The organism is Streptomyces endophyticus, assembly GCF_035798155.1.
In the GTDB taxonomy this organism is placed as follows: Bacteria; Actinomycetota; Actinomycetes; order Streptomycetales; family Streptomycetaceae; genus Streptomyces; species Streptomyces endophyticus.
The window spans coordinates 1-15,767 of the sequence record NZ_JAOZYC010000130.1; the positions used below are offsets into that span (position 1 = coordinate 1).

At 71.2% G+C, this 15,767-nt stretch carries 17 protein-coding genes and 1 pseudogene; 1 reads left to right on the plus strand and 17 read right to left on the minus strand.

Annotated features, from left to right (window positions below; all coding sequences use genetic code 11):
* Positions 1–257 (plus strand): annotated as a pseudogene (locus tag OKJ99_RS22070) (M56 family peptidase); the annotation flags it as partial.
* 22 nt (positions 258–279) lie between these two features.
* Here the strand turns inward: OKJ99_RS22070 and OKJ99_RS22075 are convergent.
* The 17 genes from OKJ99_RS22075 to OKJ99_RS22155 all read right to left on the minus strand — a co-directional run bounded on the left by OKJ99_RS22075 (position 280) and on the right by OKJ99_RS22155 (position 15,675).
* Complete coding sequence (locus tag OKJ99_RS22075; RefSeq protein ID WP_326018926.1) at positions 280–1,320, minus strand: MBL fold metallo-hydrolase; 1,041 nt, start codon at positions 1,318–1,320, stop codon at positions 280–282.
* A 101-nt stretch (positions 1,321–1,421) separates the two neighbouring features.
* Positions 1,422–2,936, minus strand: coding sequence for a class I adenylate-forming enzyme family protein (locus OKJ99_RS22080; RefSeq protein WP_326018928.1), 1,515 nt, complete (start codon positions 2,934–2,936; stop codon positions 1,422–1,424).
* A gap of 63 nt (positions 2,937–2,999) precedes the next feature.
* Complete coding sequence (locus OKJ99_RS22085; protein WP_326018930.1) at positions 3,000–3,320, minus strand: EthD family reductase; 321 nt, start codon at positions 3,318–3,320, stop codon at positions 3,000–3,002.
* 39 nt (positions 3,321–3,359) lie between these two features.
* Complete coding sequence (locus OKJ99_RS22090) at positions 3,360–3,746, minus strand: hypothetical protein (RefSeq protein WP_326018932.1); 387 nt, start codon at positions 3,744–3,746, stop codon at positions 3,360–3,362.
* A 3-nt stretch (positions 3,747–3,749) separates the two neighbouring features.
* The gene (locus OKJ99_RS22095) at positions 3,750–4,109 is read right to left on the minus strand and encodes a nuclear transport factor 2 family protein (protein WP_326018934.1); all 360 of its coding nucleotides are present in this window, start codon (positions 4,107–4,109) and stop codon (positions 3,750–3,752) included.
* 48 nt (positions 4,110–4,157) lie between these two features.
* Positions 4,158–5,348, minus strand: coding sequence for an ABC transporter substrate-binding protein (locus tag OKJ99_RS22100; RefSeq protein ID WP_326018936.1), 1,191 nt, complete (start codon positions 5,346–5,348; stop codon positions 4,158–4,160).
* A 203-nt stretch (positions 5,349–5,551) separates the two neighbouring features.
* Positions 5,552–6,172: a TetR/AcrR family transcriptional regulator gene (locus OKJ99_RS22105; protein WP_326018938.1), complete on the minus strand. Its 621-nt coding sequence runs from the start codon at positions 6,170–6,172 to the stop codon at positions 5,552–5,554.
* Positions 6,173–6,250: 78 nt separating this feature from the next.
* Complete coding sequence (locus tag OKJ99_RS22110; protein WP_326018940.1) at positions 6,251–7,399, minus strand: acetyl-CoA C-acetyltransferase; 1,149 nt, start codon at positions 7,397–7,399, stop codon at positions 6,251–6,253.
* A 46-nt stretch (positions 7,400–7,445) separates the two neighbouring features.
* Positions 7,446–8,267 carry an enoyl-CoA hydratase/isomerase family protein gene (locus tag OKJ99_RS22115; RefSeq protein WP_326018942.1) on the minus strand — a complete coding sequence of 274 codons (822 nt, stop codon included), beginning with the start codon at positions 8,265–8,267 and terminating at the stop codon, positions 7,446–7,448.
* A complete protein-coding gene (locus tag OKJ99_RS22120; RefSeq protein ID WP_326018944.1) occupies positions 8,252–9,028 on the minus strand; it encodes an SDR family NAD(P)-dependent oxidoreductase in 777 nt (258 codons plus the stop codon). Before OKJ99_RS22120 ends, OKJ99_RS22115 begins: the two co-directional genes overlap by 16 nt.
* Complete coding sequence (locus tag OKJ99_RS22125) at positions 9,025–9,825, minus strand: SDR family oxidoreductase (protein WP_326018946.1); 801 nt, start codon at positions 9,823–9,825, stop codon at positions 9,025–9,027. The genes OKJ99_RS22120 and OKJ99_RS22125 overlap by 4 nt, the downstream gene beginning before the upstream one ends.
* A complete protein-coding gene (locus tag OKJ99_RS22130) occupies positions 9,822–11,042 on the minus strand; it encodes an acyl-CoA dehydrogenase family protein (protein ID WP_326018947.1) in 1,221 nt (406 codons plus the stop codon). The genes OKJ99_RS22125 and OKJ99_RS22130 overlap by 4 nt, the downstream gene beginning before the upstream one ends.
* 37 nt (positions 11,043–11,079) lie before the next feature.
* Positions 11,080–12,054: a phosphotransferase family protein gene (locus tag OKJ99_RS22135; RefSeq protein ID WP_326018949.1), complete on the minus strand. Its 975-nt coding sequence runs from the start codon at positions 12,052–12,054 to the stop codon at positions 11,080–11,082.
* On the minus strand, positions 12,051–13,262 hold the full coding sequence (locus OKJ99_RS22140) for an acyl-CoA dehydrogenase family protein (protein WP_326018950.1): 1,212 nt from the start codon (positions 13,260–13,262) through the stop codon (positions 12,051–12,053). The genes OKJ99_RS22135 and OKJ99_RS22140 overlap by 4 nt, the downstream gene beginning before the upstream one ends.
* 63 nt (positions 13,263–13,325) lie before the next feature.
* Complete coding sequence (locus tag OKJ99_RS22145) at positions 13,326–14,474, minus strand: thiolase family protein (RefSeq protein WP_326018952.1); 1,149 nt, start codon at positions 14,472–14,474, stop codon at positions 13,326–13,328.
* Entirely contained in the window at positions 14,471–14,881 is a 411-nt protein-coding gene (locus OKJ99_RS22150) for a Zn-ribbon domain-containing OB-fold protein (RefSeq protein WP_326018953.1), read from the minus strand. The genes OKJ99_RS22145 and OKJ99_RS22150 overlap by 4 nt, the downstream gene beginning before the upstream one ends.
* A gap of 5 nt (positions 14,882–14,886) precedes the next feature.
* Positions 14,887–15,675 carry an enoyl-CoA hydratase/isomerase family protein gene (locus OKJ99_RS22155; RefSeq protein WP_326018955.1) on the minus strand — a complete coding sequence of 263 codons (789 nt, stop codon included), beginning with the start codon at positions 15,673–15,675 and terminating at the stop codon, positions 14,887–14,889.
* Positions 15,676–15,767: the final 92 nt, after the last annotated feature.

The window sequence follows — 15,767 nt, forward strand, 5'->3', positions numbered from 1 at the left end:
TCGCCCGCGCCGCACTCGCCGGCCACACCGCCGGCTCCCCGCACCCCGCACGCCCGGACTTCGCCCCCGCAGCCACCACCGGCCCCGTCCCCCAGCGGGTCACTGCCCTGCTCGCCCCCGCACCCCACCCGCGTGCGGCGCGCTGGATCGCCGTCCTCCTCGCCTGCTGCGCGGCGCTCTCCGTCACCACCGGGGCCGTCGGAGCCGCCACCTTCCACCACAACGTAGAGGTCGCCCAGGGCGAGGAGCCCCGCTGACCGGCCACGGCCACGCCGTCGCTCAGCTCACCCGCGTGTACTGGTTCACCCCGTCCACGAACGCGACCGCGGCCCGCTCCCGCAGCACCAGGACGTCCAGATGCGCCGCCGTCTCGTTGACGGCCAGCATCTGGTTGAAGGCGCTGAGGTCGGCGAAGGGGACTTCGCGGCGCGTCCAGCCCAGGGCGCGCGCCACCGCGTGGGCGTCGAGCGTGGCGTCCCCCAGGGCGGCCAGGCTCTTGGCGAGCCGGTCGTCGTGGTGGGTCAGCAGCTCGGCGACCCGGGTGTGGGCGCTGTCGGTGACCGGGCCGTGGGCGGGCAGCAGACGCGTGTCGGCGTAGCGGGTCATGAGCCGCAGCGAGTCCAGGTAGTCGGCGAGGGGACGGCCGCCGGGTTCGGTCAGTTCGAAGCCGATGGACGGGGTGATGTGCGGCAGGACGTGGTCCCCGGAGAACAGCAGCCCCCGCTGCTCGTCGAGGAAGACGACATGTCCCTTGGTGTGTCCGGGAGTTGGCACGACCCGCAGTTCGCGGTCGCCGAAGCACAGAGTCTCCGCGCCGAGCCAGCGGTCGGGGGCCTCCCACACGCTCGGGTCGTAGCCGCCGTGGTCCATCGCCTGGACGTGGTCGGCCAGTTCACCGGCGCCCGCCCGGCGCAGGGTGTCCAGCGAGCCCGCCGGTGAGTCGCTGCCCAGCCGGCCGAGCATCTCCAGGCCCGGCCGCTCCCCCGCGCCCAAGTAGACGCGCGAGCCCAGGAGTCGGCGCAGCTCCACCGCGTTGGTGTAGTGGTCGCGGTGGATGTGGGTGACGAGGATGTGGCTGATGTCGCCGAGGTCGCGGCCGATGGCGGCGAGGGCCTCCTCCAGCACCTTGCGGGCCTCCGGGATCGCCCAGCCGCCGTCGATCATGACGATGCCGTCGTCCTCCGCCAGGTTCTCGAGCAGGTAGACGTTGACGGCGTGCAGGCCGTCGTTGGGCAGCGGCAGCGGAACGCGGTGCACTCCGGGCTGCACCGTCTGGACTCCGGCTGCGGCCCAGGGGCCCTGGTCGAACCGCGCTGTCATGACTCTCCCTTGCCGGCTGTTGCGCCGTGGTCGGTGGTACGGGTGGTGCGGTGCGGGCCGCGCCGCTCGGGTGCCGGCGCGGCCCTCGGTGAGCCCGGCGGTCAGGCCCGTTCGGGGGTGCGTGCACGCAGTCTGCGGGCCAGTGCACCGGCCCCCGACCGGTCGAGCTTGCCGACCTTGGTCTGCGGCAACTCCTCGATGCCGTAGACGAATTCGGGCCACTTGTTCTTGGAAAGACCCACGTGTTCCAGGTGCTCGGTGATCTCCGCCAGGTCGACGGCGCCGCCGTCCTCGGTGACGACGAGCAGCGCGATGCGTTCGCCCAGCACCTCGTCCGGTACGGCGGCTACGCACGCTCTGGCCACGCGCGGGTAGGCGGCCACCGCCCGCTCGATCTCGGTGATGTCGATGTTGCGGCCGCCGCGGATGATGATGTCCTTCTCGCGGCCCATGATGGTGACGGTGCCGTCCTCGTGGGTCATCAGCAGGTCACCGGTGGGGAAGTAGCCGTCCTCCGTCAGCTCCGGCGGCTCGACCCGGCCGTCGCGTGCGTAGCCGAGGAAGAGGGAGGGGCCGCGCACCTGCGCCCGGCCCGAGACACCCGCGGGGGCCCGGGCGCCGTCGGGGGTGAGTGCGTGCAGGTCCGTCCCGGGGAAGGGGCGGCCGTCCCTGCCGAGCCGGATCTCCTCGGGGTCGTCCGGGCCCGGCGAGGTGTGACCGAGGCACTCGGACATGCCGAAGACGCGCAGGATCCTCGTGCCCAGGGACTGTTCGGCGCGGGCGAGGGCGCCGCGGTCCATCGGCCCGCCGCCGACCGTGATCGCCCGCACTCCCCCGAGCACCCCGGATCCGGCCGCCTCCGCGCCCATCTGGAGCGCCATCGTCGGGACGCACATGCTCCAGCGGACGTCGTTCTCGGCCATCCGCCGCAGCGCCACGGCCCGGTCCCACTTGGCGGTCAGCACGAGCGGGCCGCCCAGCAGAAGGGAGAGGTAGACGCCGAAGCAGTACGCGGCCGTCGACGACAGCGGCACGATCGCGGCCACCGCGTCCCCGCGCGTCAGCCCGTTGATCTCGATGGTGCTGGTCCCCGCGTACCGCAGGGCCTCCTCGGACTGCACCACTCCCTTGGGCCGCCCGGTCGAACCGGACGTCAGCCCGATGAGGGCGCCGCCCGACCAGCGGGCCGCGTCGTACGGTCCGGGCGCGGACCGGCAGGCCCAGCCGTCGAGCACTGTGCCCGCCCGGCCGCCCTCGGGCACCAGATCCGACACACCCCACTCGTCCATCGCCGAGGGCTCGGCGACCACGATGTCGGGCCGGATGTCCTCGTGTGCCGCGGCGAACTCCGCATGTGTGGTGTGCCGGTTGACCACCGCGAGGACGCCTCCCGTCAGGCCCACGGCGAGGCTGCCGGCGACGGTGCGCCATGAGTTGTCGGCCTGGAGGGCGACGGTGGCGCCCGCGCCGTCGGTCCCGCCGGGGCACATGACCTCGACGAGCCGGGCCGCCTCGGCGAGCAGCTCGCGCGCCGTATGTGGGCCGGTGTCGTCGACGACGGCGACGAAGTCCTCCTGCTCGGCCCTGTGTTGGAACTCCCGCACTACCTGTCGCATCCCACTTCCTCGCTACGCCGTACCGAACTCCGTGATGACCGTGTGGTGCGTGCCGCGGCGGGGTCAGCCGGTGAACATCTCCGCCTCGTGCCCCATGACCGCGATACGGCGTCCCTTCATGTCCCCCACCTGTGCGATCGCGTCGGCCCACTCCTGGCTCTTGAGGGCCTTCCTCAGGTCCTCCGGGGAGTCGAAGCCGAGCACGGACATGCCGTCCCAGCCCTCGGAGCGAGGTTCCAGTGCCTGGTCGATCTCGGTGTGCCGCCAGGACCGCAACCCGGGCAGGCGGTACGTCAGTTCGGCGTGGTCGCCGCGCCACCAGTCGATGAAGCGCTCGTGCGTCCACTCGGGCGGCCGGGCGGCCAGCAGGACGAGGTTGTACACAACTACCTTTCGTACTACGTCAGTTGAAGGCGCGGCAGGTCAGTCGAACCGGATGTCGGACGACCGGCCGATCAGCAGTCGCTGCAGCCGGTTCTTGTCGTCCACACGTCCGGCGGCCACGAAGCTCGCCTCGGGGACACCCGCGCGCCGCACCTCGCCGAGGAAGAGCTCGTCCTGGCCGAGCGTGGTCGCGGACAGGAGATGGTGGGTACGTGTGCCCCGCTCCCGCTGCTCCAGGTAGCCGACGAGCGCGGCGCGGTCACCGGCGAAGTCGGTCGCGTTGCCGTCGCCGGTGGAGAACAGGATGGAGAGCGAGAAGTCGTCGCTGATCAGGTCGAGGATCCGGTTCGGTGTGTCACTGTCGAGGATCTCGAACCACGCGGTGAGAAAAGGGGCCGCGGCGGGGGCGGTGGGCGTCTCGGTCATGTCTCACTCCGGGAGGTCGATGAGGTCGTACGTCGTGGTGAAGTACGACTGATAGCGGGCCATCCGCCCCTCGGGCGTGACCACGGCGGCCGACAGGAAGGACCCGACGGACTTCCCGGACTCGGTCACCACGCCGTACACGGTCTCCAGATCGCCGTCGCGGCTGCTCCGGAGAATGCGGTGCTCCCTGTCCACGGCGTTGCGGCCCCCGATGTAGGCGGCGAAGTCCGCCTTGGACCGTCCCGTCGCCTCGTGGCCCGGCAGGGCGATGTGGAAACGGAAGTCCGGTTCGAGGAGGTCGAGTGCCGCCTCCGGGTTGTCGCTGTCCATGCGCGCCATGTAGGCGAGCAGTACGTCGGCCATGGTCGGTCCTTTCGTTCGATGGTGGCACCGTGCGCGGTGTGCCGGGGGTCAGTCGCGCTTCGGCGGGGTGAAGAAGTCGCCCCGGGACTCCCAACGGCCGTTCGAGACGACGACCTTCTGTACGTCGCGGGTGCCGAGGTTCCGGCCGGGGCCGAAGTTGAGAACGGGACCCACACCGGTGTCCACGTGCCGCGCCTTCTCGTAGGCCCGGGTCAGGGACTCGCTGGTGACCGGCCCGTCGATGGTCTTGGCGATCTCGACGAAGGCCTTCGCGGCCTCCCAGCCCCACAGGGTGATGAAGTCGGCGGGCTGGCCCGGCTCGTGCTTCGCCATCCCCGCGCGGAACTCCTTGATGGCCGGGTCGTCGTCGTGCGGCGACCTGACCAACTGGAGCGCCTTGACCCCTTCGGCCGCCTTTCCTGCCAGGTTCAGCGTGGCCTGCGCGGCCACGGGCGCGTAGCCGTACACCTGGGCGTTGAGCCTCTGCAGCCGCGCCTCCTTGAGGTAGGAGGCGGTCTCGGCGGCGGTGAGGATCAGCACGACCGCGTCGGGCTTCTCGGCCCTGACCTTGCTGATCACCGGGCTGTAGTCGGAGGTCTGGTACTTCACCGTCAGCCGTTTCACCTTGACCGACGGGTCGGTCTTGCGGGCGGCGGGCTCGATCTCCTTGCCCACGTTCACGAAGGCCTTCGGATCACTGTGCACGACGACGACCTTCTTGGCGCCGTCCCGCACCGCCCACTGCCCGAGTGCGGCCGCCTGGTCCTCGTACAGCGTCTGCAGGCCGAAGAGGCCGTCGCGAGCCGGCTCGTACCAGGAGGCGTCGCCGCCCAGCGTGTTGAGGACCGGCACCTTCGACTGCTCCAGCACGAAGGGGAACGTGGCCTGCGTCTGGGAGGTGCCGTTGGTCGCGACGATCGCCTGGACCCCCTCCTGGTCCACGAGCCTGCGGGCGATCTGGACGGTCTGCTGCGGATCGTTGGCGTTGTCCTTGACGATCCAGTCGATCTTGCGGCCGTTGATGCCGCCCCGCGCGTTGACCGACTTGAAGTAGGCGTCGGCTCCCGCCCTTTCGGGGATCCCGAACGACGCGAGCGGGCCGGTGAGCGGGTACCACGCACCGATCTTGATGACCTTGTCGTCCACCGCCGAAGGGTTTCCCGTGCCGCAGGCGTTGGCCAGCAGGGCGAGCGTCGCGGCGAACGCGGCGATGAGTACGCGAGTCCTGCGTCGTCGCATGACCCCTCCCTCAGATCAACCTGAGTTAAGTTCAATTCAGTTCGGATGTTAATCCCGGGGAAACGCGGCTGGCAATGGCCGGACACGTACGGATCGCCGCACCCCTGACGGGGACGGCCTCGGACAACAGCGCGGCCCCCGACGGATGTCCGTCGGGGGCCGCGCCGGGTGTGCCGTTATGGGGTCAGGAAACGACTATGGGGTCAGGAAGCGACCATGCGTACGCAGGCGCCCTCGATCAACTCGCTGATCTCCGACAGGGGCGTGGGCCCCGAGGGCCGGTACCAGCGCCATACGCTGACGATCAGGCCGAGCACGCTGCCGCCGAGGAGCTGTGCGTCCCGCAGCGGGAACGAGCCCTGCGACATGCCCTTCACCAACAGGTTCGTCCAGTCCCTCTCGACGACCTGGACGAGCTGGCGGGCCGCGACCCGCTCGGCCTCCTCGCGCTTGGACTTGCGGGTACCCGACAGCAGGTCCATGTGGTTCTGCAGGATGCGCATCTGCAGGACCTCGTGCGGGGAGACGACGTACGCCGCCCGGACCGCGGCCCGCAGCGCCTCGACGGGCTCCTCGACGTCCTTGGTCGCCTCGACGAACCGGTCGTGCGAGCGCTCCAGTTCGAGTCGCATGATCGTGAGCAGGCAGTGGGTCTTGGACTCGAAGTAGTGGTACAGGGCGGTCTGGCCGATCCCGACGCGCTCCGCCACCGTCGACCACTTCGTGGCCTCGAACCCGGCTTCCCCGAAGCAGTCCACAGCGGCCGTGAGGATGGCGGCCCGCTTCGACCTGGGCCCCGCCTCCGGTTCAACGATCCTTGTCATGACTTCTCTCCTGGCCGTCCCCACCGTGGTCGTACCCGAGAGTAAACCCAAGTTGAACTCAGTTGCCAACCGGATCGATCACTCCCGTTCGAGTACGGTCGCGTTGGCCATGCCGCCGCCCTCGCACATCGTCTGCAGACCATAGCGACCGCCCGTCCTGCGCAACTGGTGAACCAGCGTGGTCATGAGCCGGGCGCCCGTCGCGCCGAGCGGGTGCCCGAGCGCGATCGCCCCGCCGAAGGCGTTGACCAGCTCGTGCGGAGCACCGGTCTCCTTCTGCCAGGCGAGGACGACGGAGGCGAAGGCCTCGTTGATCTCGAACAGGTCGATCCGGTCGATCGTCAGTCCTGCCCGGTCGAGGACCTTCTCGGTGGCGGGGATCGGACCGGTCAGCATGTGTATCGGGTCGGAGCCGACGACCGCCGTGCTGTGCACCCGGGCGAGCGGGGTCAGCCCGTGGCGGCGTACCGCGTCCTCCGAGGCGATCAGGAGGGCGGCGGCGCCGTCGGAGATCTGGCTCGACACGGCGGCGGTCAGCCTGCCGTCCTCGGTGAGGGGCTTCAGGCCCGCCATCTTCTCCGGGGTGGTGTCGGCGCGCGGGCCCTCGTCGGTGGTGAGCCCGAAGGCAGGGACGATCTCGTCGTCGAAGTCGCCGGCCGCCGTGGAGGCAAGTGCCCGCTGGTGACTGCCGAGAGCGAACCACTCCATGTCCTCGCGGGTGATGCCCCACTTCTCGGCGATCAGCTCGGCCCCGCGGAACTGCGACACCTCCTGCTCCCCGAAGCGCTCGCGCCAGCCGTCACCGGCGAACGGGCTGCCGAGACCGGCCTGTTCACCGACGAACATGGGGCTCGCGATGGGCACCTGGCTCATCACCTCGACCCCGCCCGCGACCACCAGATCGGCCGCGCCCGAGCCCACGGCCTGGGCGGCGAAGTGGACGGCCTGCTGGGACGATCCGCACTGCCGGTCGATGGTGGTGCCGGGGACGTGCTGCGGCAGGCCCGCCGACAGCCAGGCGGTGCGGGCGATGTTCCCGCTCTGGGCGCCGATCTGGCTGACGCAGCCGAAGTAGACGTCGTCGACGGCCGCCGGGTCGGCCCCGCTGCGCTCCAGCAGGGCGCGCAGCACGTGTGCGCCGAGGTCGGCGGGGTGGACGCCGCTGAGCGCGCCCTTGCGCCGGCCTACCGGGGTGCGCACGGCGCCGACGATGAAAGCTTGTGACATGGCGGGCATGGTGGGCTCCACGAGATACGAAGGGGCGGGGTCCTGATCAGGTGCCGGACGCGGTGCCCGTGAAGTCGGGCGCGCGTTTGCCGAGGAAGGCGGCGACGCCCTCGCGGCCCTCGTCGGAGGCGGCCGCGGCGGCGAGCGCGCGGGCCTCGCGGTCCAGGTGCGGGCCCAGCGGCGAGATCAGCCCGGCGGCGACGAGCCGCCGCGTGGCACCGAAGGCAGCGGTGGGTCCGCGGCGCAGCGCCTCGACCGTCCTCGCGGCCTCCTCGGGCAGGTGTCCGGCGGGCACGACGCGGCTCACCAGACCGAGCTCCGCGGCCTCGGCTGCCGATGTCCTACGGTTCGTGAGCAGCAGGTCGAGGGCCCGCTTGGGGCCGATGAGGCGCGGCAGGAACCAGCTCGCTCCGGCGTCCGGCGAGTAGCCGATCCCGGTGTACGCGGCGGTGAACGTGGCGCTGTCGGCCGCGAGGGTCACATCGGCCGCCGCGGCCAGGCCGATGCCCGCGCCCGCGACCGCGCCCTGCACGGCGGCCACCATGGGCGCGTCGAGGGCGGCGAAGGTGCGCAGCGCCTCGTGCAGCGCGTCGGTGACCGCGATGAGGTGCTTCTCCAGTGCCTCGCCGGAGAGCGTGGAGAACTCCCTGAGGTCCCCGCCGACGCAGAAGGACTTCCCTTCGGCCGTGAGCAGGACGGCTCGCACGGGCGCGCGTTCGCAGGCGCGTGCCGCGTCGAGGAGTCCGCGCGCGGTCCGCAGGCCGATGGCGTTTCCTGCGTCGCCCCGGCACAGGGTGACGCGGGCCAGGCCGCCGTCGTCGATGTCCGTGGTGACCGTGGTGAGCGCGGCCGTCATCGCGCGGTCCATCCGCCGTCGACGGTCAGGATGTGACCGGTGCAGTACGTGGAGGCGTCCGAGGCGAGGAACAGCAGCGCGCCGTCGAGTTCCTGGGCGTCGCCGCCGCGCCCGAGCTGGGTGTTGCGGTCGACCCAGCGGCTGGAGCGCTCGTCGCCGAAGAGGTCCGCGGTCATCTCGGTGCGGAACCAGCCCGGGGCGAGCGCGTTGACGCGGGTCCCGGAGCGGCCCCACTGCCCGGCCAACTCCCGTGTCAGGCCGATCAGTCCGGCCTTGGACGCCGCGTAGCTCGCGCCGCCGAGGGGCGCCGCGGAGACCAGGCCGAGGATGGAGGAGACGTTGATGACGCTCTTGGCGGAGCCGTCGCCCGGCGCCTCGGCGGTGAGCCTCGCCAGGTGGAACGGCGCGGTGAGGTTCACACCGAGGACGTCGGCGAAGGCTTCCGGGGTCTCGTCCTCGGCGCGCGTCTCACCTGACGTAGCGGCGTTGTTGACGAGGATGTCGATGCGGCCGGTGGCGGCGAGGGCCGTGTCGACCAGCTTCGTACGGTCGGCTTCGTTCGAGACGTCGCAGGCCACGGGGTGGATGCGGGCGTCGGTGTCGGCGAGTTCCTTCAGCCGGTCGATGCGGCGTGCGGCGGCGAACACGGTGGCGCCCGCCTGCGCGAGGACGGCCGCGAACCGGGCGCCGAGCCCGGCGGAGGCGCCCGTGACGAGGGCCGTCCTGCCCTCCAGGGAGAACAGTTCGGCGGCAGGGCGCGGAATGTCGCTCATTCGTCGACCCCGATCGGCAGGGCGGTCGCGCCGCCGTCGAGGACGAGGGTCTGGCCGGTCATCCAGGACGAGGCGTCGGAGGCGAGGAAGAGGGCGGCGTTCGCCACGTCCTCGACGGTGCCGAGGCGCCGCATGGGCAGCTTGGCGGTGAGGAGCGGCTCGCGGACCTCCCACACGGCGCGCGCCAGCTCCGTCTTGATGAGGCCGGGCGCGATGGCGTTCACCCGTGCCTTCGGCCCGAGTTCGTAGGCGAGCTGCCGGGTCATGTGCAGCATGGCGGCCTTGGTGGCGTTGTAGTAGCCGATGTGCGGGTCGACGATGAGGCCGCCGACGGAGGCGATGTTGACGACCGCTCCGCCGTGCTCGGCCATCCAGGACCGCCACGCGTACCGGGTCCAGGCGAGCATGCCGTACTGGTTGACGCGGACGGTCTTCTCCGCGCGCGGCAGGTCCAGGTCGATGAGGTCGCCGTTGTACGGGTTGGTCGCCGCGTTGTTGACGAGGATGTCGAGGCGGCCGAAGCGGGTCATGGTCTCGTCGACGCAGGCCTCGGCCTGATCGGGCTCGCCGGCGTTGGCGACGACCGTGTGGATGTCGCCGTCGCCCTTGACGCGCAGCAACTCCTCGCGCGCCTCGGCGAGTCCGGGCGCCTTGCGGGCCGCGATCACCACGTGGGCGCCGGCCGCGCGGTAGGCGGCGGCGATGCCGAGGCCGATGCCACGGGATCCGCCGGTGATGACGGCGACCCTGTCCTTCAGGGTGTCGGTCGGGGTGTGGGGCGGGGTGTGGGTGCTCACGCGGCTCCTGCCTTCTTCTTGTACGGGGCGAGTTCCTGCCGGGCCACGGTCCGCAGGTGCACCTCGTCGGGGCCGTCGGCGATCTTCAGGGCCCGCGTGATGGAGTACAGCCGGGCCAGGACGGTGTCGTCGCTCACCCCGGCCGCACCGTGGGCCTGCACCGCGCGGTCGACGACCTTGTGGGCGACCTCCAGGGCCGCGACCTTGATCGCGGCGACCTCCATGCGGGCGGCGGCGTTGCCGACGGTGTCCATCAGCCAGGCCGACTTGAGGACCAGGAGCCGCAGTTGCTCGATCTCGATGCGGCTGCGGGCGATCCATTCACGGACGACACCGCGGTCCGCGAGGGGACCACCGAAGGCCTCGCGCGCGGTGACGCGTTCGCACATCAACTGCAAGGCGCGCTCGGCGAATCCGACGGCACGCATCGCGTAGTGCATGCGTCCCGGGCCGAGCCGCCCCTGCGCGAGCGCGAAGCCCTCACCCTCTCCCCCGAGGATGTTCTCCACGGGTACCCGGACGTCCTCGAAGAGCACGTCGCCGTGGCCGAGCCGGTCGGAGTACCCGAACATCGGCAGGTCGCGCAGGACGGTGACGCCCGGGGTGTCCCGGGGGATGAGCAGCATGCTCTGCTGCCGGTAGGTGGGCGCGTCCGGGTCGGTCTTGCCCATCAGGATGATGAGCTCGCAGTCGGGGTCGAGGATCCCGGAGGTGTACCACTTGCGGCCGTTGACGACGTACTCATCGCCGTCGCGGGTGATGCGGGTACGGATGTTGCGGGCGTCGGAGCTGGCGACCTCCGGCTCGGTCATGGCGAAGCAGGAGCGGATATCCGCGTCCAACAGGGGCCGCAGCCACCGCTGTTGCTGCTCGGGAGTGCCGAACAGGGCGAGCAGTTCCATGTTGCCGGTGTCGGGCGCCGAGCAGTTGAACACCTCGGGGCCGATGATGGAGCGCCCGGCCAGCTCCATGAGGGGCGCGTAGTCGAGGTTGGTGAGTCCTGCGCCCCAGTCGCCGTGCGCCATGAAGAGGTTCCACAGGCCCTCGGCGCGGGCCTTCTCCTTCAGCTCGGTCATCACCTGCGGCAGCGCGTGCGGGTCGTCCGCCTCGGCGAGCTGCCGGTCGTACACCGCTTCCGCGGGAAGGACGTGCTGCTCCATGAACGACCGCATGCGGTCCTGGAGTTCACTCGCGCGCGGCGAGAATCCGAAATCCACGATGGCTCCTGTGGTGGGTCTGAACGGGCCGCTGGGGTCAGCCGAGGATGTCGCGCGCCGTGCGGATCATCGCGGCGATGGTCGGCGGCAGTCGCTCCTGGTCCGGGTCGTGGTGTTTGCCCTCGCGGTGCCGGCGCAGATTGTGGCCCATGATCGCGGCCATCTTCATGCGGCCGAGCGCCCGGAACCAGTTCATCGCGGGCAGCTCGGGACCGCCGTCGCGGTAGGCGTCGAGGAGTTCGGCCTCGGTGGGTAGGCCCGGCACCTCCCGTCCCAGCTGCGGGAAGTTGTGGTGGTCGGCGAAGAGCAGGAACCAGCCGAGGTCGATGCGCGGGTCGCCGACGCTCCAGATTTCCCAGTCGACGACGGCGGCGGCGCGTTCGCCCTCGTACAGCACGTTGCCGAGCCGGAAGTCGCCGTGCAGCAGCACGGGCGGGAGGCCGCCGGGCACGTCCTCGGCGAGGCGTGCGAGCAACTCCTCGCCTCCGGGCCGTAGTTCGGCCGGGACGGCGTGCATGGTGCGGCTCCACCGTTCCAGCTCGCCGGCCGCGTCGAGGGGTTCGGGCGCCTCCAGATCGGGGTCCCGTACGTCGGTGTCGTGCAGGGCGCGCAGGACGCGGGCGCTGTCCAGCATCCGGGCCCGCGCCGTCGCGGCGGGCAGTTCGGGCTCGTCGAGGACGGGTTCGACGGCGACCCCGGGGGCGAACTCCATGGCGAACCAGGCCGGTTGCTCCTCGTCGATGACCGCGACCCCCGGCACGGGCACGGCCGATCCGGAGAGCGCGCGCAGGACCCGCGCCTGGCGCAGCACATCATTGCGCCCGATCGGCCGCTGCCCCGGAGGCACCGCCTTGACGACGTACTTCGCCTCCCCGGCCGTGACCGAGTACGTCAGTCCGGAGTGTCCGCCCGGCAGCGTCGCCAACTCCCCTACGGGCGCGCCGGGATGACGTTCGGCGAGCCGGTCGCGGACCCGCAGGGCCAGTGCGGCGACGGGGGTGACCGTGCTCATCGGACGGGCTCCTTGGGGAGGCCGAGCACGCGCTCGGCGAGGATGTTGTGCTGGATCTCGTCGGTGCCGCCCGCGATGCTGTAGCCGGGCGCGCCGAGCAGGTGCTCCGTCCAGGCGTACGTGCCCCACTCCCCCGTGTCGGCGACGAGGGACGGTCCGAGCAGGTCGGAGACGAGGTCGCTGGTGCGGCGCATCGTCTCGGTGGCGTACAGCTTGCCGACCGAGGCCTCGGCGCCGGGTTCGCGTCCCGCGACGAGGGCGCCGGTCACCCGCAGCCCGATGAGGCGCTGTACGAGGGCGCGTACGTAGAGGTCGGCGGATCGCTGCTGTTCGGCGCCGGTGAGCGGGCGGGGCAGGTTGCGCGCCAGGTCGAGCGCCCGGTCGGCGTTGTCGAGGCCGAGGTTGCCGGAGTCGAGCCGTTCGGCGGCGAGCACGCCGAGCGTGACCCGCCAGCCCTCGCCGACCGGGCCGAGCCGGTCGGTGTCGGGGACGACGACGCCGTCGAGGTAGACCTCGTTGAAGCTGGCGCCGCCGGTCATCTGCCGGATCGGCCGCACGGTCACGCCCGGCGCGTCCATGCGGACGAGGAACACGGTGATGCCCGCGTGCTTGCGGACGTCGGGGTCGGTGCGGCACACCGCCACGCCCCAGGTCGCGACGGTCGCCCCGGAGGTCCACACCTTGTGCCCGTCGAGGACCCAGTGGTCGCCGTCGCGCACCGCCTTCGTGCGCACCGCGGCGAGGTCGGAGCCGGCCTCGGTCTCCGAGAAGAGCTGGCAGGCCAGTTCGTCGGTGCGCAGCATCGGGCGCAGCCAGCGCCGCTTCTGCTCGTCGGTGCCCCAGATGCCGATCGCGGGGGCGACGAGCTGCTGGGTCACCGGGAAGATCTCGGTGCGGTGCGGCACGTCGAAGGCGGCTTCTTCGGAGCGGTAGAGCTGCTCGTAGTACGCGGGCAGGTCACGTCCTCCGTAGGCGGCCTCCCAGTTGAGCGCGCCCCATCCCTGGTCGTACCGGGTGCGCTCCCACTCCTGGGTGCGGGCGGTGTGTGCGCGCTCCTGGTCGTCCGTCCAGTTCTCGAAGACCGCGACCGAGTCGGAGCCGCTGCCCCAGGCGCCGTCGGTGGCGCGCGGCCGGGCTGCTGTGGCGAGCCACTGCCGGGCCCGGTCGCGGAACTCCTCGGGTTCGGGTGTTCCCGTTGCTCCGGTCATGTCTTCCTCACCTCCGTTTCCGTTCAGCGGGACAGCGGGACAGCAGGCCATCGGCACAGCCAGTCATCGGGACAGCACCGTGCAGGCGCTCACGCCCGGGGCGCCGTACACATGGGTGAAGCCGACCCTGGGTGCTCCGGGCACCTGCCGTTCTCCGGCCGCACCCCGCAACTGCGTGACGACTTCGTAGACTTGGCGCAGTCCTGACGCGCCGATGGGTTCGCCGTTGGCGATGCAGCCGCCGTCGGTGTTGACCGGAAGCGGCCCGTCGATCTCCGTGGCGCCGGCGGCGATCAGGCGTTCCTGTTCGCCGTCCTCGCAGAAGCCGCACTCGGCCAGGTGCATGAGTTCGGCGCCGCTCTCGGTGTCCTGGAGCTGGGCGACGTCGACGTCGCCGGGGCCGATGCCCGCCTCCTCGAAGGCTGCGGCCGAGGCGTCGCGGCTGACGCTGGTCAGCTCGCCCCCGGGGATCCAGGGGCTGAACACCTCGAACGAGCCGAAGCGCCGGGTGCGTACGGCCGCGGATCGCAGGGTCACCGAAGGGGCGTCCAGCGTGCGGGCGACCTCGGGCGAGCAGAGGACGAGGGCGGCGGCGCCCGCGCCCGGGGAGCAGAACATGTAGCGGGTCAGCGGGTCGCTGACCATGCCGGAGTCCAGGATCTCCGCCGCGGAGACCGGCTTGCGGCGCCAGGCCTCGGGGGTGCGGGCACCATTGCGGTACGCCTTCTCCGCGATCAGCGCGAGGGTCTGCGGGGTGATCCCGTGGTCGTGCATATAGCGCTGGATCTTCATGCCGAAGAACTGCGTGGTGACCATCAGGCCGTCGCTGCCGTACTCCTCGCCCAGGCCCCAGTCCTCGGGGCGCGGGTCGAAGGCACCGCGCGGGTGCTTGTCGAAGCCGACGGCGAGGACGACGTCGGCCATGCCGGAGCGGATGGCGTTGACGGCGGAGACCAGCGCACTGCCGCCGGTCGCGCAGCCGTTCTTGACGTTCACGAACGGCAGTCCAGTCAGGCCGAGTTGGGCCACCAGGGTGTCGGCGAGGCCGGCACTGTCACTGCCGCCGAACGCGGCCCGCACCCGGGACCATTCGATCCCGGCGTCCGCGAGCGCGGCGCCCACCGCGCTGACGGCCAGCTGTCGGCCGCTGGCCTCCGAGCGGCCGAACGGGGTGCGTCCGGCGCCGCAGATCATGACGTCGTCGGCGCTCATGAGCCCTCCTCCTCAACGGTGTTCGTGGGCCGGGCCCTCGGCACCCCGTCGCCCGTGACCACGGTGAGGGGCATGCCGATCCGCACCGCGTCCGGGTCGTCGATGTCGCCTACGTCGAGCACCGCGGCCACCCGGACACCCTCGTCCAGCTCCACGTAGCCGAGGGCGAACGGCACGAAGCCGCCGGGCGGTTCCTTGTACGGCGGGGACTTGGGCGCGTACCGCTGCACCGTCCAGGTCCACAGCGTGCCCGCGCCGGACAGGACCGCATCGGCGGCCGGCCCTCCGCAGCGCGGGCACGACTCGTCCGCGGGGTACACGGTCACCGAGCAGCCGGAGCAGTGCGAGCCCTTGAGGCCGTACGAGCCCTGGGGTCCGGCGGCCGGACTCCGCGGAAGCGTCGTCATCCGGATCAGCGCCCCGACCACTTGGGCTCGCGCTTCTCCAGGAACGCCGAGACACCTTCGGCGGCGTCCTCGGAGTTGAGCGCCACGCCGACGGCGAGGTGCTCCATGACCATCAGCGACTGGGTGTCGGCGTCCAGGCTGCGGTCGATCGTCATCTTGGTGAGCCACATCGTGAACGGGCTCTTGTCGGTGAGGTGGGAGATGAACTCCTCGACCGTCTCGTCCAGCTTCTCGGTCGGCGCGTGGTCGTTGATCAGGCCGAACTCGGTGGCCTCGATGCCGGACAGCAGCTTGCCGGTGAGCATCAGCTCCTTGGTCTTGCGGATGCCGATCATGCGCGGCACCCGGTAGATCGGGCCCGCGCCGCCGTAGAGTGCGCGGTTGATGTGGAAGTCACCGATCTTGGCGTCGTCCGCGGCGATCGCGAAGTCGCAGGAGATCATGATCTCGAAGCCGCCGGCGGTGACGTGGCCCTCCAGGACCGCGACCGAGGGCGTCTTCATCGAGTAGAGGCGGTCGCAGACCTTCGCGGACTTGACCGCGACGTCGATGGCGTTCGACTTGCCGACGTACTCCGCCTTCAGGCTGTCGAGGTCGAAGCCCGAGCAGAAGGTGCCGCCGCGACCGCGGAACACCAGGACGCGCAGCTCGGGGTCCGCGTCGACCTCGGTGATGATCTCGTCGAGGCGGTCCAGGATCGGGACCGTGACGCAGTTCTTCTTCCACGGGCGGTTGAGCCAGACACGGGCGACGTGGCCGTCACGCTCGAACTGGATCTCGTCTTCCACTGCCATCTCTGATCCCCTTCGTTCAAACTGAACTGAATTCATTACGAGTCTGCGGAGCTGGTGATCCACTGTCAAGGCCCACTTCGAAACTGGTTCAG

Excerpts from the sequence above, each read along its gene's own strand:
- OKJ99_RS22075 (WP_326018926.1), bottom strand. The coding sequence starts at position 1,320 with ATGACAGCGCGGTTCGACCAGGGCCCCTGGGCCGCAGCCGGAGTCCAG.
- OKJ99_RS22080 (WP_326018928.1), bottom strand. The coding sequence starts at position 2,936 with ATGCGACAGGTAGTGCGGGAGTTCCAACACAGGGCCGAGCAGGAGGAC.
- OKJ99_RS22090 (WP_326018932.1), bottom strand. The coding sequence starts at position 3,746 with ATGACCGAGACGCCCACCGCCCCCGCCGCGGCCCCTTTTCTCACCGCG.
- OKJ99_RS22095 (WP_326018934.1), bottom strand. The coding sequence starts at position 4,109 with ATGGCCGACGTACTGCTCGCCTACATGGCGCGCATGGACAGCGACAAC.
- OKJ99_RS22100 (WP_326018936.1), bottom strand. The coding sequence starts at position 5,348 with ATGCGACGACGCAGGACTCGCGTACTCATCGCCGCGTTCGCCGCGACG.
- OKJ99_RS22105 (WP_326018938.1), bottom strand. The coding sequence starts at position 6,172 with ATGACAAGGATCGTTGAACCGGAGGCGGGGCCCAGGTCGAAGCGGGCC.
- OKJ99_RS22110 (WP_326018940.1), bottom strand. The coding sequence starts at position 7,399 with ATGTCACAAGCTTTCATCGTCGGCGCCGTGCGCACCCCGGTAGGCCGG.
- OKJ99_RS22115 (WP_326018942.1), bottom strand. The coding sequence starts at position 8,267 with ATGGACCGCGCGATGACGGCCGCGCTCACCACGGTCACCACGGACATC.
- OKJ99_RS22120 (WP_326018944.1), bottom strand. The coding sequence starts at position 9,028 with ATGAGCGACATTCCGCGCCCTGCCGCCGAACTGTTCTCCCTGGAGGGC.
- OKJ99_RS22135 (WP_326018949.1), bottom strand. The coding sequence starts at position 12,054 with ATGAGCACGGTCACCCCCGTCGCCGCACTGGCCCTGCGGGTCCGCGAC.
- OKJ99_RS22140 (WP_326018950.1), bottom strand. The coding sequence starts at position 13,262 with ATGACCGGAGCAACGGGAACACCCGAACCCGAGGAGTTCCGCGACCGG.
- OKJ99_RS22145 (WP_326018952.1), bottom strand. The coding sequence starts at position 14,474 with ATGAGCGCCGACGACGTCATGATCTGCGGCGCCGGACGCACCCCGTTC.
- OKJ99_RS22150 (WP_326018953.1), bottom strand. The coding sequence starts at position 14,881 with ATGACGACGCTTCCGCGGAGTCCGGCCGCCGGACCCCAGGGCTCGTAC.
- OKJ99_RS22155 (WP_326018955.1), bottom strand. The coding sequence starts at position 15,675 with ATGGCAGTGGAAGACGAGATCCAGTTCGAGCGTGACGGCCACGTCGCC.